We start from the raw sequence: 19,686 nt of genomic DNA, 5'->3' as shown, positions 1-19,686 counted from the left end.
GCGCCAATTTAGTCGCAGGCCGCGTCGCCTCTCGCTTACGTTGTGTTTTCTAACTCTAATACACAAGGTTATCCACAGGAATAGTGGATAACTGCTTCCAGCCCGTATCCCCTGCCGCCTGGCAAAATCAGCCCTTGACGTTTTCGCCGGGCGATAAAAAAAAATTATCGCTATTTTTGGCAGATTATTGGCTAACGAGAAGGGAAAAATTGAGGCGTAGACGCTCACATTTTGCACATTTTTAGCATGGCGACGTCAGGAGGGTCTGGCGAAAGAACAGCAGGATCGTCAGATCCTGCAAGAAGGCGGTTTTTAAGCGCGGTCAGGCGCGTTCCAGGGGGCTGAGGTCCAGATACTGTCCTGTCGCCGCCTGCGATGGAGAAACGCCCAGCCACGGGATTTCCCCTAACAGCGGGGCCGGTATGACGCGGCGAAGCGTCGCGAGATATTCACCATGACGCGCGCCCGGCGGCTGTATGTCGTTGGCTATCCATCCGACAAGTGGTAATCCGGCCTGTTCTACCGCCAGCGCCGTCAGCATGGCGTGATTAATACAGCCCAACTTGACGCCAACAACCAGAATCACCGGCAGCTGCTCCGTCTGTACCCAGTCGGCAAACGTCAGCGTGGCAGAGAGCGGTGTAAACCAGCCGCCCGCCCCTTCTGTCAACACCCAGTCTGCCTGCGCCTCCAGCGTTCGCAATCCGCGTGATAATACCGCCGCGTCTATCGCCCGGCCTTCGTCGGCGCTAACGATGTGGGGAGAGGTAGGCTCGGCAAAAGTATAAGGATTGATAGCGGAATAAGGTTGCGGCAGGCTGCTGTGACGCTGCAAGGCCAGGGCATCGCTATTGCGTAGCCCGTCGGTTGTCATTTCGCTGCCGGAAGCGACGGGCTTATAGCCTACGGTTTGATAACCTAACTGCGTTGCGGCCTGCAATAAGGCGCAACTGGCGACCGTTTTACCGACTTCAGTATCAGTACCGGTCACAAAATAGCGTTTAGTCACGTTCAATCACTCCCATAAAAAGATGGTACGTCAGCGGATATTTCCCCTGCCGCTGCGGCCATGCCAACTGAATCTGTCTAAGCCGGGCGCGGGTTAATACATCCGACTCCCGCCCTTCATGAAGATGGGTGGCGCCAATGCCTTTAAGCGAGCGCATCGCGCTCAGGGCATCCTCAAACCACAATGTCATCGCCTGAGTATGACGAGACGCCCGCCAGCCGCGCAGCGCGTGGTCAATGGTCTCTTCCGGCAAAAAGCTATTCGCGTGAGCGCGATTATCGACGGCCTGCCATGCCTGACGCAGTTCCGGCAACGACCCCTGGCACAAGGTGGTAAACGCCACCACGCCGCCGGGCCGTACAACCCGATACAACTCGCTCAACGCATCACGTAAATCGCCGCACCACTGGACCGCCAGGTTGCTCCAGGCCAGGTCAAAAACTTCGGCGTCATGGGGAATCGCTTCGATATCCGCCAGCAAATAGTGATGTGCCGCCTGACGGTCGCGCGCCTGTTGCAGCATCGGCAGCGAAAGATCCAGGGCGGTCACTTCGCTCCCCCGCTCTCGCCAGTAACGACTCATACGTCCGGGGCCGCAGCCTGCGTCCAACACACTGGCAAACTGGCGGCCTGTCAACAGCGTCAGCAGCGCATCCGCGCTGTGTTGCTGCAAAGAGGCGTGCTGTTCATATTGCGATGCGGCCCGGCCAAACGCCGCCGCAATAGCCTGCTTATTCACCTGCGCCATGCAGCACCTCCAGCAGACGGTCGATATCGCACGCTTCATGCGCCTGCGTTAACGTTAAGCGCAGGCGCGCCGTGCCGACAGGCACCGTCGGCGGGCGAATCGCCGTCGCCCAGCATCCTTGTTGACGCAGCGCCTCCGCCAGGCGCAATGCACGGCTGTTATCGCCCACGATTAACGGCTGGATGGCGCTATGGGCATTCAGTAGCGTAAATCGGGACGCGTTAACGCCGGCCCGAAAGCGCTGAACCAGAGCGGCGAGTTTTTCGCGCCGTTCACCACCTTCATCGCTACGGATCACCGCCAGCGAGGCGCTTAACGCCTGCGCCTGGGCGGGCGGCATACTGGTGCTGTAAACCAGATGACGGGCGAATTGCAGCAGATAATCCGCGACGCTTTCCGAGCAGAGCACCGCTGCGCCGCTGACGCCAAACCCCTTACCGAAAGTCACCACCAGCAACTCAGGCTTCACCCCCCGTTGCCAGCAGGTGCCCCTCCCCTCATCGCCAGTCACGCCGATGCCGTGCGCATCATCAACCAACAGCCAGGCATGATGCCTGCGGGCAATGTGCTGGATTTCCGCCAGCGGCGCGCTGTCGCCGTCCATGCTGTATACACCTTCTGTCACCACCAGTTGCTGACCCACGCAGGGCGATTGCAGTAAACGCGACAGATGCTGCGTATCGTTATGGATAAAGCGGCGAAGCTGCGCCGGACTCAGATTGGCGGCCTCCAGCAGGGAAGCATGACTCAACCTGTCGGCCACAATCCGGTCATTTTTTTTCATTAAGGCGGTAATGACCGCCTGATTCGCCGCAAAGCCAGAGATAAACAGCAGCGCGCGTGAATATCCTAACCATTGCGCCAGTTCCTCCTCTAACGCCTGGTGCGCCACGGAATAACCGCTGATATGACCCGACCCGCCGCTGCCGACGCCAAAACGCATCGCTGCCTGTTGCCAGGCGCGAATAATCTGCGGGTGTTGACTTAAGCCGAGGTAATCATTGCTGGAGAAGTTAAGATACTGTCGCCCGTTCGCTACCAGCCAGCGTCCGGCCCCCTGCGACACCACATAGCGGCGGCGCAATGTATCCGTCGCCCGACGCGCCGTCAGCGCATCGTCGACGCGTTGTTGCCAACTCATAAGGCTGCCGCGTTGTAATAATCATCGGTGTCAGGCGTCATCAGCGTCTGCTCCAGACGTTGCTGCTGCTCGTTATCGCCCGCCAGCACCCTGGTCTGCTGCGGATTCAGCCCCAGCTTACGGAATAACTGCAGATCCTTGTCCTCTGCCGGATTTGGCGTAGTTAACAATTTGCAGCCATAGAAAATCGAGTTCGCCCCGGCCATAAAGCACATCGCCTGGGTCTGCTCGTTCATCTGTTCACGTCCTGCGGAAAGACGCACGTATGAGGTCGGCATCATGATGCGCGCTACGGCGATAGTACGAATAAAATCAAACGCATCCACGTCATCGTTATCCGCAAGCGGCGTGCCTTTCACCTTCACCAGCATGTTGATTGGCACGCTTTCCGGCGGCGTCGGCAGGTTCGCCAACTGCAACAACAGTCCGGCGCGATCGGTAACCGTTTCGCCCAGACCCACAATGCCGCCGGAGCACACTTTAATCCCTGCTTCACGGACTTTTTCCAGCGTGTCGAGGCGCTCCTGATAGGTACGGGTAGTGATGATATTGCCGTAAAACTCCGGCGAGGTATCGAGGTTGTGGTTGTAGTAATCCAGCCCGGCGTTAGCCAGGCGCTGCGCCTGGCTCTCGTTCAACATGCCGAGCGTCATACAGGTTTCCAGCCCCATCGCTTTGACGCCCTGTACAATCTTCTCCAGATAAGGCATATCGCGTTCATGCGGATTCTTCCAGGCCGCTCCCATACAGAAGCGGGTCGAACCGGCGTTTTTCGCTTTACGGGCGGAGTCCAGTACCTGCTCTACCTCCATTAAACGCTCGGCTTCCAGCCCGGTTTTATAGCGCGAGCTCTGCGGGCAGTATTTACAATCCTCCGGGCAGGCGCCGGTTTTGATCGACAGCAGCGTACTAACCTGTACCTGCTGCGGATCGAAATGCTGGCGATGAATTTGCTGCGCTTCAAACAGCAATTCCAGCAGTGGTTTTTCAAATAATTCGGTTACTTGCGACAGTGTCCAGCGTGGGTGGCGAGCCATCGGGCTTCTCCAAAATATGTTGTTTGTTTTTGATATGGTGTAGACTCGTAAACCTAAATCTTTTTAATTTGGTTTACAAGTCGATTATGACAACGGACGATCTGGCCTTCGATAAACGCCATATTTGGCATCCTTACACTTCCATGACCTCGCCGCTGCCGGTATATCCCGTTGAGCGGGCCGAAGGCTGCGAGCTGGTTCTCGCCTCGGGCGAACGCCTGATTGAGGGGATGTCCTCCTGGTGGGCGGCCATTCATGGTTATAACCACCCGCAATTGAACGCGGCGATGAAAGCGCAAATTGACGCCATGTCGCATGTCATGTTCGGCGGCATAACCCATCAACCTGCGGTGAATCTGTGCCGTAAGCTGGTCGCGATAACGCCTGAGCCGCTGGAGTGTGTCTTTCTGGCCGACTCTGGTTCGGTGTCGGTAGAAGTGGCCATGAAGATGGCGCTGCAATACTGGCAGGCGCGCGGCGAATCGCGTCAGCGTTTTCTGACGTTTCGCCACGGTTATCATGGCGACACGTTCGGCGCGATGTCGGTGTGCGATCCGGATAACTCCATGCACAGCTTGTGGAAAGGCTATCTGCCGGAAAACCTGTTCGCGCCGGCGCCGCAAAGCCGGATGGATGGCGAATGGGATGAAAGCGACATCGCGCCATTTGCCCGCCTGATGGCCGCGCATCGCCATGAAATAGCCGCCGTGATTCTGGAACCTATCGTTCAGGGCGCGGGCGGGATGCGCATATATCATCCACAATGGCTCAGGCGTATTCGTAACATGTGCGATCGCGAAGGCATTCTGCTGATTGCCGATGAAATAGCCACCGGGTTTGGCCGTACCGGCAAACTGTTCGCCTGCGAGCACGCCGGGATCGCGCCGGATATTCTGTGTCTCGGCAAAGCCTTAACCGGCGGCACCATGACCCTCTCGGCAACGCTCACGACACGCCAGGTTGCAGAGACTATTAGCAACGGCGAGGCGGGATGTTTTATGCATGGCCCGACGTTTATGGGGAATCCGCTGGCCTGCGCCGTCGCCTGCGCCAGCCTGACGCTGCTGGAAAGCGGCGAATGGCGTCAGCAGGTGGCGTCTATCGAGTCTCAGTTACGCGCTGAGTTAGCCCCCGCGCAACGTTCGCCCTGGGTGGCGGATGTGCGGGTGTTGGGCGCGATTGGGGTGGTTGAAACCACGCATCCGGTCAATATGGCGGCGCTTCAACGCTTCTTCGTCGGGCAAGGCGTCTGGATCAGGCCGTTCGGCAAGCTAATCTACCTGATGCCGCCCTACATTATTCGTCCGGATCAACTGCGCCGTTTGACCCAGGCGGTCAATGACGCAGTACACAATGAAACATTTTTTAGCCATTAATCAGCGGTAAGCGATGCTGCTTCTGGCTACACTTCTGGTGAGTCAAAAGGAGAGCGCATGAAACTTATCAGCAACGATTTGCGCGATGGAGATAAACTTCCTCATCGCCACGTTTTTAACGGTATGGGCTATGATGGCGATAATATTTCGCCGCATCTGGCCTGGGACGACGTGCCGATGGGCACCAAAAGTTTTGTCGTGACCTGTTACGATCCCGACGCGCCGACCGGCTCCGGCTGGTGGCACTGGGTGGTGGTGAACCTCCCGGCGGATACGCGCTTACTGACCCAGGGGTTCGGCTCAGGCCTGGTGGCCGTACCAGACGGCGTCATTCAGACGCGTACCGATTTCGGTAAAGCGGGCTACGGCGGCGCGGCGCCGCCTAAAGGGGAAACACACCGCTATATCTTTACGGTTCACGCGCTGGACGTCGAGCGTCTTGACGTTGATGAAGACGCCAGCGGCGCGATGGTCGGCTTTAATGTGCATTTCCATTCGCTCGCCAGCGCCTCGATCACGGCGATGTTCAGTTAAACGCTGTGCCGGATGGCGGCGTAAACGTCTTACCCTGCCAACGGGTTGGGTAAGCCGAATACGCGCCGCGCCATCCGGCAGCATTCACATAAAGTCCGGCACCAGACGCTGTAACGCTCCTTGCGCCAGAAGCGCCGTCGCACACTCAATATCGGGCGCGAAAAAACGATCCTGCGTATAGTGCGCCACCTGCTCGCGCAGTGTCTGCCGCGCCTGTTCCAGTAACGGGCTGGAGGTTAACCCTTCCCGTAAATCTATCCCCTGACAGGCAGCCAGCCACTCCACGGCAATGATGCCGCGGGTATTCGCCGCCATTTCCCAGAGTCGCCGTCCTGCCGCCGGGGCCATTGAGACATGATCTTCCTGATTCGCCGAGGTCGGCAGGCTATCCACGCTGTGCGGGTGCGCCAGCGCTTTATTCTCGCTGGCGAGCGCCGCGGCGGTGACCTGGGCAATCATAAAACCGGAATTAACGCCGCCATTTTTCACCAGGAACGGCGGTAACTGCGACATATGTTTATCCATCATCAGCGCGATGCGCCGCTCCGATAGCGCACCGATTTCCGCTATCGCCAGCGCCAGATTATCCGCCGCCATGGCAACCGGTTCAGCATGGAAGTTACCGCCGGAGATCACCTCCCCCGCCTCGGCAAAGACCAGCGGATTATCGGACACCGCGTTGGCCTCAGCCAGCAGTACCTCTTTCGTCTGACGTAACTGGGTCAGACAAGCGCCCATTACCTGCGGCTGGCAGCGAAGGGAATACGGGTCCTGAACTTTATGACAGTGGTGATGTGATTCAGCAATAGCACTGGTATCGGTCAACAGATGCCGGAACAACCGCGCGGCGTCAATTTGCCCCTGTTGTCCGCGCGCGGCATGAATGCGCGCATCAAAAGGACGGCGCGATCCCAGTACGGCTTCGGTGGTCAGCGCGCCGCAGACGACGGCGGAGGCAAATAACTCCTGTGCCTCAAACAAACCGCGCAGCGCGAAGGCCGTTGACGCCTGGGTGCCGTTAAGCAGCGCCAGCCCCTCTTTGGCCGCCAGCGCGACAGGCTCCAGTCCGGCCTTTTTTAGCGCCGTCTGCGCCGGAAGCCATTCGCCCTGCCAGCGCGCTTTTCCTTCGCCAAGCAGCGTCAGCGACAGATGCGCCAGCGGTGCTAAGTCGCCCGACGCGCCAACCGAGCCTTTTGCCGGAATCAGCGGATACACGCCGGCATTCACCAGAGCGATGAGCGCCTCTATCACGCTCAACCGAATCCCGGAAAACCCGCGCGCCAGACTATTGATTTTCAATACCATGATCAGACGCACCATCGCGTCATCCAGTGGGTCGCCTACGCCCGCGGCGTGAGACAGCACCAACGATCGCTGTAGATTTTGCAAGTCTTCATCAGCGATGCGCGTCTGCGCCAGCAGGCCGAAACCGGTGTTGATGCCGTAGGCGGTACGCCCTTCGGCAACGATATCATTGACGCACGCGACGCTGGCGTTAATGCCGTCAATGGCGCTGGCGTCCAGCCGAAGCTGTACCGGATGACGCCAGATATCGTACAGTTGAGAGAGGCTTAACTGCCCCGGAGTGAGTGTCATGGTGTTCATATCAGCCTTTCCCCTGCGTCGCCGCAACCATCGGTAAATTCAGACCTTGCTCAACAGCGCATTCCACCGCGAGATCATATCCGGCATCGGCATGGCGCATGACGCCCGTCGCCGGATCGTTGTGTAACACGCGGCGAATACGCGCGGCGGCCTCGTCAGTGCCATCACAGACAATCACCATACCGGCGTGTTGCGAAAACCCCATTCCCACCCCGCCGCCATGATGGAGCGATACCCATGTCGCCCCGCTGGCGGTATTCAGCAACGCATTTAACAGCGGCCAGTCGGAAACCGCGTCGGAACCGTCGCGCATCGCTTCGGTTTCACGGTTAGGGCTGGCGACAGAGCCGGAATCCAGGTGATCGCGGCCAATCACAATGGGCGCGGATACCTCGCCGCAACGCACCATTTCGTTGAACGCCAGCCCCAGTTTTTGCCGCCACTCCAGGCCTACCCAGCAGATACGCGCCGGTAGCCCCTGAAAATGAATGCGCTCGCGCGCCATATCCAGCCAGTGATGCAGATGTTTATCCTCAGCCACTATCTCTTTGACTTTGGCATCGGTTTTATAGATATCCTGCGGATCGCCGGACAGCGCCACCCAGCGAAACGGCCCGATGCCACGACAGAACAGCGGACGAATATAGGCTGGCACAAATCCCGGAAAATCAAAGGCGTTTTCCACCCCCATCTCTTTCGCCATCTGACGAATATTGTTGCCATAGTCAAAGGTCGGCACGCCCATTTGACTGAACGCCAGCATCGCCCGAACATGCGCCGCCATGGAACGTTTCGCTGCCTGCATCGTCCCGTGGGGATCGGATTGCGCGTTTTTCTGATACTCCTCCCAGCGCCAGCCGGAGGGTAAATAGCCATGTAGCGGATCGTGGGCGCTGGTCTGATCGGTCACCAGGTCCGGGCGCACGCCGCGATTAACCAGTTCCGGCAGGATATCCGCCGCGTTCGCGCACAGGGCGACGGACACGGCTTTCCCCTCGCGGGTGTAGCGCGTAATGCGGGCCAGCGCGTCATCCAGCGTGGCGGCCTGCTCATCCACGTAGCGAGTACGCAGACGAAAATCGATACGGCTTTGCTGGCATTCAATCGTCAGCGAACACGCTCCGGCCAGCGTCGCGGCTAGCGGTTGCGCGCCGCCCATGCCGCCCAGTCCGGCGGTCAGCACCCAGCGTCCCGCCAGCGTGCCGTTATAGTGCTGACGCCCCACCTCGACAAAGGTTTCGTATGTTCCCTGCACGATTCCCTGACTGCCGATATAGATCCAGCTTCCGGCCGTCATTTGACCGTACATCGCCAGCCCTTTCGCATCCAGTTCGTTAAAGTGTTCCCATGTCGCCCAGTGGGGAACCAGGTTGGAGTTGGCGATTAATACCCGCGGCGCGTTGTCGTGCGTTTTAAATACGCCGACCGGTTTGCCAGACTGAATAAGCAACGTTTCATCCGCCTCCAGCCGGGTGAGCGCATCAACAATAGCGTCATAGCATTCCCAGTTGCGCGCGGCGCGACCAATCCCGCCGTAGACCACCAGCTCATGCGGATTTTCCGCCACGTCAGGATCGAGATTATTCATTAACATCCGCAGCGGGGCTTCTGTCAGCCAGCTTTTCGCCGTTAATACCGTGCCTCGGGGCGCGCGGATAGTCTGCTGACGATACTTGCTTTCAGGCATAGCAATGACTCCTCATTATTATCGGTCTGCCATCGCCAAATAACGCTAAAACGCCACTATCAGGCACCGCCGCAGACCCACAGATAAGAATCAGACATATACTTGTCTATACAAGTAAGCACAAGAATAGAATTAACAAAAATGATACAATTTTGTTATATTGTGTCAGCAATCACGTTTTCCGGCAGCAGTCCGCTCAGGAGATAAATCGTCCCTGTAGCCGGTAGCGCGACCCGGGGAAAAGTAAGCGGGCGTGAGAAACAATCCGCGACGCGGACCAGGTTGTACGACGAATGAGCAGACAAGGCTCATGCTCTTTGATAGTTAACCACGCGCACTCTTGCGCCGTGGCGCGCACCGCCTCCACAATATGTTCCCCTTCCGTTAGCGGCGCGATCCGCGACAAATAAGCGTGCGGCGTGGTCTGACGGTAATCCTGCGTCAGGTAATCCACGGCAATATCCGCATTCACGCAGCGATCTTCAATTTGTACCGGCAGATCGTTTTCATAATGCACCATGATGGAATGGAAAATGACATCGCTCTCATTGACGTTGAGAGCGCTGGCCTGGATGGCGTTTGCCCGCACGCGCTCCAGCGTGAGCACCTCACAACGATGCTGATGACGGCGGGCGGCAATCTCCTCGGCGATACTGCGGACTTCAAACAGCGCGGACTGGCCTTTCGGTTCGGCGACAAACGTCCCCACGCCCTGTAAACGCACCAGCCACCCTTCATCCGTCAGCTCACGCAGCGCCCGGTTGATGGTCATTCGGCTAAAGCCATACTGAGCGACCAGTTCAGCTTCCGACGGAATGCGATCGTGCGGCTGCCAGACGCCGCCGGCTATTTTTTTACAGATGTCCTGTTTCACCGTTTCGTAAAAAGGCGCAGGCGCAGAACGGGAGCGGGATGAATACATGCGTGAAGCCTTCCTTATGCGGATAGTGTTTTCCGGATGACAGATTAACGCCACCAGTGCGCGATTTGCCAGCCAAGCCGCGCCGCCACGCGCGCCGCTGCGCCATCGTCATCAAAGCGTGGATTAAATTCAACCAGATCCGCCGCCTGTAATTTTCCGCTACGGCAAACCGGCTCAATTAAACGCAGAACCTGTATCAGCGGCACGCCCAGCGCTGCGGGAGCGGAGACGGCCGGCATTTCCCAGACAGGCAATACGTCGAGATCGATAGTCAGATAAATTTTATCCACCTTGTCGATAAACTGCGCCATCTGCGCCAGCGCGTCATGGCAGTCCAGATCCTCCACCACGGTAACATTCCGCCACTGCGCTTCCCGCCACAACGCCTGCGTATTCGCCGCACGGCTCACGCCGAAACAGGCATAATGAAACGCGCGGCTCTGCGCGTCGCATAGCTGCGCCAGTTGACGAAACGGCGTCCCGGATGTTGCCCGGTCGGTCTGACGGAGATCCAGATGCGCATCAAGATTAATGATCCCTACGCTTTCCTGCGCAAACGCGTCCAGCACCCCCGCGCCGTGTCCAAACGCGGTTTCATGCCCGCCGCCCAGTACCAGCGTGCGCATCCCGGCCCGCAGACAGCGGCTTACCGCATCGCGCAAGGCCTGCTGCGCGCCTTCCAGATCGGGCGTCGGCGCAACCCAATTGCCTAAATCCACCAGCCGTTCATGTCCCTGGTGGCTGGCCATATTCGCCAGCGCTTTACGCAACGCGTCCGGGCCGCCTGCCGCGCCGGGACGACCTGCATTGCGTTTTACCCCCTCGTCGCAGGCAAATCCCATTAACGCGATCTTTTGCTGCCAGTTTTCGGGGGAAAAGGTCTCGCTGCGCGTGACGGTCTGAAACAGACGCCGCGCATCCGGCGCTTCTATACTGTCATCGCGCCCCTGCCAGAGCGCCGGAGAAGCCGGATACCATTGCGTCATGAGATTTGTCCTCTGTATACCCGCTGATATAAAGGGTTACGCCCCGGCTCATACACAATCTCTACCGGCTGTTCAGCATCCCACACCACAAAATCCGCCCGGTAGCCGGCCCTGATCTGCCCATGCGTCGCCTGTCTTCCCAGCGCGCGAGCGGCATGGCGCGTAACGCCCGCCCATGCCTCTTCCGGCGTCAGACCAAACTGTACGCAGGCCATATTCATCGCCAGATGCAAACTGCAAAACGGGCTGGTGCCGGGATTGAAATCGCTGGCGACGGCGACAGGCACCTGATAGCGGCGCAGCAGTTCTACCGGCGGGCGCTGCGTCTCGCGCAGAAAATAAAACGCGCCGGGCAATAATACGCCGACAGTACCGCCGTCACGCATCGCCGCGACGCCCGCTTCATCAAGATATTCGATATGATCCGCCGATAAACCCTGATAACGGCTCAACAACTGCGCGCCGCCCAACAGCGAAAGCTGCTCAACATGGCCTTTAACGGGAATACCTAACGCCTTCGCCGTCTGCAACACGCGCTCACTCTGCGCCACATTAAAGCCGACGCTCTCGCAAAAGAGGTCTACCGCATCAAATAACCCTTTTTGCCAGAGCTGCGGAATCATCGTCTCGCAGACCAGAGTGATGTAGCCGTCCGGGTCGTCACGATACTCCGCTGGCGTAGCATGAGCGGCCAATAGCGTGGGGCTAATGTCGATAGCGTTTTCGGCGGCAAGTTTTGCAGCGACGCGCAGCAGCTTTTCTTCTGTCGCCAGCTCCAGACCATAGCCGGATTTAATCTCCAGCAGCGTAACGCCTTCGCTGGCAAGGCGCATCATGCGTTCGCGCGCCAGCAGGTAGAGCGTCTCCTCCGCACAGGCGCGGGTTGCTGATACCGTCGCGTTAATGCCGCCGCCCTGAGCGCTAATATGCTGGTATGACGCGCCGTTAAGCCGCTGCTCCCACTCTGCGGCGCGGTTACCGGCAAACACCAGATGCGTGTGGCAATCGATAAGTCCCGGGGTTACCAGTCGTCCCTGCATATCATGGATATTGTCCCCACTGACAGGAAGCTGCGTCTCTGGCACGATATCGCAAATATGCCCTTCGCGTACAATCAGCGCCTGGTTATCCACCAGCCCGTACGGGGCTTGCCGCTGCGGGTCCATTGTCGCCAGCCTGATGTTTCGCCAGACAGTATCGCCCGGTAAAAGTTGCCGCATTCCTGTCGCTCTCTTGCCTGCCATGAGTTGTATAGACATTTATTTTCTTTCTGCTCCGGATTGTCAACTCAAAGCGCGAAAGTTGTTGCTTAATTGTGATAAAACTATCTGATGCTACAGGTGTTTCCAGCCTGAAAAGGAACTTTTTACCTTTTCGCCTTCCCGTTTCGTTCAACTTAGTATAAAAAAGCAGGCTTCAATGGATGTCATTTAACTTTTTCAAGCCCGGAGCAACCTGTGAATACATTATCGGTTTCCCGTCTGGCGCTGGCACTGGCTTTTGGCGTGACGCTGAGCGCCTGTAGCTCTACGCCACCCGATCAGATCCCTTCCGATCAAACCGCGCCTGGCACCGCCTCGCGCCCAATTCTGTCGGCAAATGAAGCGAAAAACTTCGTTGCGGCGCGCTATTTTGCCTCCCTGACGCCGAATACCGCCCCGTGGTCGCCGTCGCCGATTACCCTGCCCGCACAGCCTGACTTTGTGGTGGGGCCGGCAGGTACGCCAGGCGTTACGCACACCTCGATTCAGGCCGCGGTCGATGCGGCAATGGTTAAACGCACGAACAAACGCCAGTACATTGCTATTATGCCGGGCGACTATCAGGGGACCGTGTATGTTCCCGCCGCGCCGGGAAGTCTGACCCTGTACGGGACCGGTGAAAAACCGATCGATGTGAAAATTGGGATGGCGATTGATGGTGAAATGAGCGTCGCTGACTGGCGCCGCGCGGTGAATCCTGGCGGGAAATATATGCCTGGTAAACCCGCCTGGTATATGTTCGATAACTGCCAAAGCAAACACGCCGCGACGATCGGTGTGATGTGTTCTGCCGCGTTCTGGTCGCAGAATAACGGTCTGCAGCTACAAAATCTGACCATCGAGAACACGCTGGGCGACAGCGTCGATGCCGGAAACCATCCGGCGGTGGCGCTGCGTACCGATGGCGACAAAGTCCAGATTAACAAGGTCAATATCCTTGGCCGCCAGAACACCTTCTTTGTGACCAACAGCGGCGTGCAGAACCGTCTGCAAACCGATCGCCAGCCGCGTACGCTGGTGACGAACAGCTATATTGAAGGCGATGTGGATATGGTTTCCGGACGCGGCGCCGTGGTGTTCGATAACACCAACTTCCAGGTCGTCAACTCCCGCACACAGCAGGAAGCCTACGTCTTCGCCCCGGCGACGCTGTCCAATATTTACTATGGCTTTTTGGCGATCAACAGCCGCTTTAACGCCTCCGGCGATGGCGTCGCGCAGCTTGGCCGCTCGCTGGATGTCGACGCCAACACCAACGGTCAGGTCGTGATCCGCGACAGCGTGATTAACGAGGGCTTCAACGTTGCCAAACCGTGGGCCGACGCGGTCATCTCGAAACGTCCGTTTGCCGGAAATACGGGAACCGTGGATGACAAAGACGAGGTGCAGCGTAATCTGAACGACACGAACTACAACCGCATGTGGGAATACAACAACCGCGGTGTAGGCAGTAAAGTGGTGGCGGAACCTAAGCAGTAATCGCCGTTCCGGTTCAGGCTTATAAACGGGCCGCCGCAGCAGATGTGGCGGCCCGTGGTTTTACTGCAAGCGATGTTTATTGAAATTAATCAGGCATCCCGCCTTGATGAGCTCCAGCCCGCCGCCCTCCGGCACACAGCGCTTTAGTACGCGTTCACTACAACCCACATTGGCCCCTGGCCGACGGCATAACGGCCTTTTTCCGTCAGCAACCCCTGAGTGCCCGTAATTTCATAGACCGCGATATGATGTGATTTTTGACCCGCAGCAATCAGGTATTTTCCGCTATTGTCGATATTAAAGCCGCGCGGTTGGGCTTCCGTAGGCTGGAAGCCTTCAACGCTCAGTACGCTGCCATCTTCGGAGACACTAAAGACGGTAATCAGACTGGCGGTGCGGTCACAGGCATACAGATGCCGTCCATCCGGCGTAATATGAATATCCGCCGCCCAACGGGTATCGGAAAAATCGGCGGGCATCATATCCAGCGTTTGCACGCACTCTATCTCGCCATGCGGATTTTTAAGCTGCCAGACATCCACCGAACTGTTCAGTTCATTGACGCAATACGCATATTGTCGATTCGGGTGGAAGACCATATGACGCGGGCCTGCCCCTTCAACTGTATTTACTTCCGCCGGCTCCTGGGCCACCAGATGGCCGTCATCGCTTAGCGTAAACAGACAAATGCGATCCTGTTTTAGCGCAGGCACCCACAGGGTACGGTTATCAGGCGTAATATTTGCCGAGTGGCAGCCGTCCAGCCCCTCCACCACATCCACCAGCTCAACCGGCAGGCCATCCTGTAAGCGCGTCACGCTGACATTACCGGCGTTATACGATCCGACAAAGACAAAACGACCATGATGATCGGTAGAAATATAGGTCGGGCTACCCGGCAGGGCGGATTCGGCGGCAAACGTCAGCGCGCCATCATCCGGCGCAATACGATACGCCAGGACACGAAACTCCGGGCGCACGCCGACATAGAGGTAGCGTTTATCCGGACTGACCACCATCGGCTGAACCTGACCGGGCACATCCACGACCTGCACCAGCGTCAGCGTCCCTTCGTGGTTCAGGCTCCAGACGTGAATTTGCTGACTCTCAGGGCTGGCGGTATAGACTGTTTGTTTCATGAATACTCCTTTGCATATGGCATGTAGCTGCAATAACAGGACACAGCTTAACGTAGTCGCTTTTGACGGCGAATGCTGAATTCAGACGCAGAATTTTGTCTGCTTACCGTCCCGGTGTACCATGCCGACAGACGGAATTATTACTCTTAATCTGGAAAAAATTATGACTGCACGCGTGATTGCCCTCGATTTAGACGGAACATTATTAACCCCGCATAAAACCTTACTCCCCTCCTCGCTTGACGCGCTATCACGCGCCAAAGAGGCGGGCTTTCAACTTATCATTGTCACTGGTCGCCATCACGTTGCTATTCATCCTTTTTATCAGGCGCTGGCGCTGGAAACACCTGCTATTTGCTGCAACGGCACCTATTTGTATGATTATCAAGCTAAAACTGTTCTGGATGCCGATCCTATGCCCGTGGATAAGGCGTTGCAGTTGATTGATTTACTGGATGAGCATCAGATTCACGGCCTGATGTATGTTGATGACGCTATGCTTTACGAACACCCAACCGGTCACGTCGTGCGTACCTCCCGGTGGGCGCAGACCTTGCCGCCGGAACAACGTCCAACCTTTACACAGGTCTCTTCGTTAGCGCAGGCGGCGCGCGACGTGAATGCCGTGTGGAAGTTTGCGCTTACCGATGAAGATATTCCCAGGCTACAGCGGTTCGGTCAGCATATTGAACAGGCGCTTGGCCTGGAGTGCGAATGGTCATGGCACGATCAGGTGGATATCGCGCGCAAAGGCAACAGTAAAGGCAAGCGCCTTACCCAGTGGATAGAAGCGCAGGGAGGGTCAATGAAAAATGTGATCGCTTTCGGCGATAACTACAACGACATCAGTATGCTGGAGGCGGCAGGCACCGGCGTTGCGATGGGCAACGCCGATGAGGCGGTGAAAGCGCGCGCTGACGTCGTGATCGGCGATAACACTACCGATAGCATCGCCAAATTTATTTACACCCACCTGCTATAGTCAGGCGGTGATAGAAACGCTTTTCACCTGCGCGTAAAGCCACAGGCCAGGCTTGATATTCAGCTCATCCCTGGCCCACGGGCTTATTCGCGCCCACAGCGTTCTGCCGCCTATCTCAAGCTGGACTTCCACCTGTCCGTTATCGTCATAACAATTCGCCACTTTTGCCCGCAATACGTTGCGGATACTGGTCTGCTGCGGCGGCTGTAGTACCAGCGAGACATCCGACGCCTGTATACGAATACGCAGTGTGGATTGCAGCGGCTGATTGAGTTTATTTACCCATAGGTGCTGGTCGCCAAGCGCCAGAGCGGTCATGGCATAATGCGGGTGATGCTCCAGCACGCTGACTTTCAGAATACTGCTCTGTTGCTCTTTCGGCAGCCACGGGTGCATAACGCTGCTTCCCCAGACCTCCTCCAGCGGGCCAAACGCTTTAACCTGTCCATCCTCCAGCACCATGACTTTATCCGCCAGGTGGAGAATTTCATCGAGAGAATGGCTGACATACAGCATGGGAATATTGATTTCTCGCGCCAACCGTTGCAGGTACGGCAGTAATTCGCGTTTTCGCGGGATATCCAGCGAGGCCAACGGTTCGTCCAACAGCAGCAACTCCGGGGCGGTGAGCAATGCCCGGCCTATCGCTACGCGCTGTTTTTCTCCGCCGGACAAGCTCCCCGGCAGGCGATCAAGCAACGCTTCAATTCCCAGCAGCGACACCAGCTTATCAAACTGGCCGGTCATGCTTTTCGCCATGCCGTAGCGCAAATTGCCGCGTACTTTGTAATGGGGGAACAGGCGCGCATCCTGGAAAACATAACCGATGCGGCGCTTTTCCGGCGTTAAACAGATACCGTTTTCCGCGTCATGCAACACCCGGCCATTCAGCGCGATGCGTCCTTTTTGCGGGCGAGTCAAACCGCTGATGGCATTAATCAGCGAGGTTTTTCCCGCGCCGGAGACGCCAAAGATAGCCGTGATCCCACTGGCTGGCAGCGTTTCGTTGAGGGTTAAACAGTGCGTTCCCAGCGTCTGGGAAAAATTAAGCTCCAGCATGGTTAGCGCCCCGTCCGTTCACGGCTAATCCGCGCCAGCCATTCAGAAATTAATAGCGAAATCAGCGCTAATACAATCGAAATCACGCACAGCCTCGCCGCCGCGCTCTCCCCGCCAGGCGTCTGGATCAAGGTATACATGGCGGAAGGTATGGTGCGGGTTTCGCCCGGAATATTGGAAACAAAGGTAATGGTCGCGCCAAATTCGCCAAGCGAACGGGCAAACGCCAGCACCGTACCGACAATAATGCCCGGCAGGGTAAGCGGTAAGGTGATAGTCAGAAAAACGCGCCAGCGCCCGGCGCCCAGCGTTCTGGCGGCCTGTTCAAGCTTGATATCCACTCCCTCCAGCGCCAGCCGAATGGCCCGCACCATCAGCGGGAAGGACATCACCGCCGCCGCCAGCACGGCGCCGCGCCAGCTAAAGGCAAACGTGAGACCGAACCAGTCATACAGCCACTGGCCAATAAACCCGCGTCGCCCCATCGACACCAGCAGCAGATAGCCGACCACCACCGGCGGCAGCACCAGCGGCAGATGCAGGACGCTATCAAGTAAGGCTTTGCCCGGAAACCGGCATCGCACCAGTAACCAGGCAAAAAAGATCCCAAACGGCAGGCTAAACAGCACGGCCAGGGAAGACACTTTCAGGCTAAGAAGGACAGCCTGCCATTCTGGATCGGTCAGTATCATTACTTCGTCGTAAATCCATAACGTTTAAAGATTGCCGAGGCCTGCGGTCCTTTCAGGTAATCATAGAACGCGCTGACGGCCGCATTTTTATGCCCCTCCACGATAGCGATGGGGTATTCCACTTTTTTATGTGAATCTTCCGGGAACGTCGCCACCACGTTGACCCCCTTGCTGGCGACCGCATCAGAACCGTATACAATGCCTAAAGGCGCTTCGTTACGTTCGACCAGCGCCAACGCACCGCGCACATCCTCGCCCGGCGCCAGTTTCGGTTCAAGCGTTTGCCATGCGCCCAGCTTTTGCAGCGCTTCTTTGGCATAAATTCCCGCCGGTACGTGTTGCGGATCGCCCACCGCCAGACGCCCGCCGTTCAGCAGATGAATCCAGTCCGTTTTGTTGTCGATGGTAAACGGTTTCTGCTCGCTGGCTTTCGGCGCTACCACTACCAGGCTATTGCCAAGCAATGTTTCGCGCGTCGTGGTATCCACCGCTTTTTTATCGGCTGCGTAATCCATCCATTTCTGGTCAGCAGAGATGAACAGATCCGCCGGCGCGCCCGCTTCTATCTGGCGCGCCAACGTTGAAGAGGAAGCGAATGAGGAAACCACATCCACATTTTTCTCTTTTTTATATTCTGCCGCAATGTCTTGCATCGCGTTCGTTAGCGACGCGGCGGCGAATACGGTGATCTTGCCTTCATCCGCCAGCGCATGACCAGCGATGACGAAAGATAATGTCGCCCCTGCGACCAGGCGTAACCAGGAATGCGCCATCTGTAACTCCTTGTGCGTTTCGTTATGTAAACGACAATATAACGATAATCTCAGGGGTTTCCCAGCGGTTATTCATACCCATTAACGATTAAACACAGAAAATATCGGCAGGAAAAGCAGGATCTTGAGTAACAAAAACGCCCGACTGAGCGGGCGTTTGGGGAAATCAGCGGTTCTGTCTGGACTGGTCTTTCTGACCGATACCGGAAAAAATGTTGAACACCTCACCCAGACCGTAAATCAGACCGAGGATGATGGCCATCACTACCGGTACCATGATGACGGCGAATACCAGACTTTTTAATAACTCTAACATGGGCAACTCCAGATATAGTCCTTTTTGTATTTTAACCGCATCACACAGAAAAGCACTCCCCTTTTGTGCGGTCGGCTTTGCGCTGACGCGCTTTTCAGTCACAATAGTCCTTTTACCAGGAGCTGGTTATGCAGGCCGAAATCCTTCTTACCCTGAAACTTCAGCAAAAGCTTTTTGCCGATCCCCGACGTATCTCTCTGCTGAAACACATTGCGCTTTCCGGCTCGATTAGTCAGGGCGCGAAAGACGCGGGAATCAGCTATAAGAGCGCCTGGGATGCGATAAACGACATGAACCAGCTTAGCGAACATATGCTGGTTGAACGCGCAACGGGCGGCAAAGGCGGCGGCGGCGCGGTATTAACCCGCTATGGTCAGCGTCTGATCCAGCTTTACGATTTGCTGGGCCAAATTCAGCAAAAAGCGTTCGATGTGTTAAGCGACGATGACGCCCTGCCGCTTGACAGTCTGCTGGCCGCTATCTCCCGCTTTTCACTGCAAACCAGCGCCCGAAATCAGTGGTTCGGCACCATTACCGCCCGCGATCGCGATCAGGTACAACAGCATGTCGACGTGCTGCTGGCCGACGGCAAAACGCGGCTTAAAGTCGCGCTGACGGCGCAAAGCGGCGAGCGTCTCGGCCTGGAGGAAGGTAAAGAAGTGCTGATCCTGCTAAAAGCGCCATGGGTTGGCATTACCCGGGATGCAGCCGTTGCACGCGCCGCTGACAATCAGTTGTCGGGAACGATCAGCCATATCGAGCGCGGCGCGGAACAGTGTGAAGTGTTGATGGCGCTGCCGGACGGCCAGACGCTGTGCGCCACGATACCGACTGCGGATGCCGCCACGTTAAAGGAAGGCGATGACGTGATTGCCTGGTTTAATGCGGACAGAGTGATTATTGCAACGTTGTGCTAAGCACATTGACATCCGTTGCCGA

At 57.1% G+C, this 19,686-nt stretch carries 19 protein-coding genes; 5 read left to right on the top strand and 14 right to left on the bottom strand.

Going from position 1 to position 19,686, the window contains the following annotated elements; translation table 11 throughout:
- Positions 1–322: 322 nt before the first annotated feature.
- From bioD to bioB, 4 genes are read right to left on the bottom strand one after another with little or no spacing between them, the layout of a single operon-like run.
- A complete protein-coding gene (gene bioD, locus ACLD4F_RS13810) occupies positions 323–1,009 on the bottom strand; it encodes a dethiobiotin synthase (RefSeq protein WP_001578698.1) in 687 nt (228 codons plus the stop codon).
- A complete protein-coding gene (gene bioC, locus ACLD4F_RS13805) occupies positions 1,002–1,757 on the bottom strand; it encodes a malonyl-ACP O-methyltransferase BioC (RefSeq protein ID WP_024798377.1) in 756 nt (251 codons plus the stop codon). Before bioC ends, bioD begins: the two co-directional genes overlap by 8 nt.
- Positions 1,741–2,898, bottom strand: a complete 1,158-nt coding sequence (bioF, locus tag ACLD4F_RS13800; RefSeq protein ID WP_023254714.1) for an 8-amino-7-oxononanoate synthase — start codon at positions 2,896–2,898, stop codon at positions 1,741–1,743. The genes bioC and bioF overlap by 17 nt, the downstream gene beginning before the upstream one ends.
- Positions 2,895–3,935, bottom strand: coding sequence for a biotin synthase BioB (gene bioB, locus ACLD4F_RS13795; RefSeq protein WP_000090724.1), 1,041 nt, complete (start codon positions 3,933–3,935; stop codon positions 2,895–2,897). Before bioB ends, bioF begins: the two co-directional genes overlap by 4 nt.
- 86 nt (positions 3,936–4,021) lie before the next feature.
- On the opposite strand from bioB, the gene bioA reads away from it, so the two are divergent.
- On the top strand, positions 4,022–5,311 hold the full coding sequence (gene bioA, locus ACLD4F_RS13790) for an adenosylmethionine--8-amino-7-oxononanoate transaminase (protein ID WP_000205502.1): 1,290 nt from the start codon (positions 4,022–4,024) through the stop codon (positions 5,309–5,311).
- A 57-nt stretch (positions 5,312–5,368) separates the two neighbouring features.
- Positions 5,369–5,845: a kinase inhibitor gene (locus ACLD4F_RS13785; protein ID WP_080095347.1), complete on the top strand. Its 477-nt coding sequence runs from the start codon at positions 5,369–5,371 to the stop codon at positions 5,843–5,845.
- Positions 5,846–5,929: 84 nt separating this feature from the next.
- Here ACLD4F_RS13785 and hutH read toward each other — a convergent pair whose 3' ends face one another.
- From hutH to hutI, 5 genes are all read right to left on the bottom strand, one after another.
- On the bottom strand, positions 5,930–7,450 hold the full coding sequence (gene hutH / locus ACLD4F_RS13780; protein ID WP_411010895.1) for a histidine ammonia-lyase: 1,521 nt from the start codon (positions 7,448–7,450) through the stop codon (positions 5,930–5,932).
- Between the two features lies 1 nt (position 7,451).
- Positions 7,452–9,137 (bottom strand): urocanate hydratase, encoded by a 1,686-nt coding sequence (gene hutU / locus ACLD4F_RS13775; RefSeq protein WP_411010894.1) that lies wholly within the window; start codon positions 9,135–9,137, stop codon positions 7,452–7,454.
- A gap of 196 nt (positions 9,138–9,333) precedes the next feature.
- The gene (locus tag ACLD4F_RS13770; RefSeq protein WP_000287413.1) at positions 9,334–10,059 is read right to left on the bottom strand and encodes a histidine utilization repressor; all 726 of its coding nucleotides are present in this window, start codon (positions 10,057–10,059) and stop codon (positions 9,334–9,336) included.
- A 44-nt stretch (positions 10,060–10,103) separates the two neighbouring features.
- A complete protein-coding gene (hutG, locus tag ACLD4F_RS13765) occupies positions 10,104–11,045 on the bottom strand; it encodes a formimidoylglutamase (RefSeq protein WP_000195687.1) in 942 nt (313 codons plus the stop codon).
- Positions 11,042–12,265, bottom strand: coding sequence for an imidazolonepropionase (gene hutI / locus ACLD4F_RS13760; RefSeq protein ID WP_001249481.1), 1,224 nt, complete (start codon positions 12,263–12,265; stop codon positions 11,042–11,044). Before hutI ends, hutG begins: the two co-directional genes overlap by 4 nt.
- 237 nt (positions 12,266–12,502) lie before the next feature.
- Here hutI and ACLD4F_RS13755 point away from each other — a divergent pair, with 237 nt between their 5' ends.
- Positions 12,503–13,786 carry a putative acyl-CoA thioester hydrolase gene (locus ACLD4F_RS13755; protein ID WP_001094776.1) on the top strand — a complete coding sequence of 428 codons (1,284 nt, stop codon included), beginning with the start codon at positions 12,503–12,505 and terminating at the stop codon, positions 13,784–13,786.
- Positions 13,787–13,929: 143 nt separating this feature from the next.
- Here ACLD4F_RS13755 and pgl read toward each other — a convergent pair whose 3' ends face one another.
- Positions 13,930–14,925, bottom strand: a complete 996-nt coding sequence (gene pgl, locus ACLD4F_RS13750; RefSeq protein WP_411010893.1) for a 6-phosphogluconolactonase — start codon at positions 14,923–14,925, stop codon at positions 13,930–13,932.
- 163 nt (positions 14,926–15,088) lie between these two features.
- On the opposite strand from pgl, the gene ACLD4F_RS13745 reads away from it, so the two are divergent.
- Positions 15,089–15,907 carry a pyridoxal phosphatase gene (locus ACLD4F_RS13745; RefSeq protein WP_023196373.1) on the top strand — a complete coding sequence of 273 codons (819 nt, stop codon included), beginning with the start codon at positions 15,089–15,091 and terminating at the stop codon, positions 15,905–15,907.
- Here ACLD4F_RS13745 and modC read toward each other — a convergent pair whose 3' ends face one another.
- The 4 genes from modC to ACLD4F_RS13725 form a co-directional block, all read right to left on the bottom strand.
- Positions 15,908–16,966 (bottom strand): molybdenum ABC transporter ATP-binding protein ModC, encoded by a 1,059-nt coding sequence (modC, locus tag ACLD4F_RS13740; protein WP_000891710.1) that lies wholly within the window; start codon positions 16,964–16,966, stop codon positions 15,908–15,910.
- A gap of 2 nt (positions 16,967–16,968) precedes the next feature.
- Entirely contained in the window at positions 16,969–17,658 is a 690-nt protein-coding gene (modB, locus tag ACLD4F_RS13735) for a molybdate ABC transporter permease subunit (RefSeq protein WP_000604026.1), read from the bottom strand.
- Complete coding sequence (gene modA / locus ACLD4F_RS13730) at positions 17,658–18,431, bottom strand: molybdate ABC transporter substrate-binding protein (protein WP_000951413.1); 774 nt, start codon at positions 18,429–18,431, stop codon at positions 17,658–17,660. Before modA ends, modB begins: the two co-directional genes overlap by 1 nt.
- Before the next feature lie 166 nt (positions 18,432–18,597).
- Positions 18,598–18,747: an AcrZ family multidrug efflux pump-associated protein gene (locus ACLD4F_RS13725; RefSeq protein ID WP_000891513.1), complete on the bottom strand. Its 150-nt coding sequence runs from the start codon at positions 18,745–18,747 to the stop codon at positions 18,598–18,600.
- Between the two features lie 128 nt (positions 18,748–18,875).
- Here ACLD4F_RS13725 and modE point away from each other — a divergent pair, with 128 nt between their 5' ends.
- Entirely contained in the window at positions 18,876–19,664 is a 789-nt protein-coding gene (gene modE, locus ACLD4F_RS13720; protein WP_001147416.1) for a molybdenum-dependent transcriptional regulator, read from the top strand.
- Positions 19,665–19,686 lie beyond the last annotated feature (22 nt).

This window comes from Salmonella sp. 741265050_HSA (genome assembly GCF_046569445.1).
GTDB lineage: Bacteria > Pseudomonadota > Gammaproteobacteria > Enterobacterales > Enterobacteriaceae > Salmonella > Salmonella enterica.
The sequence above is the reverse complement of the archived record's forward strand: the minus strand, read 5'-3'. Positions and strand labels throughout refer to the sequence as shown.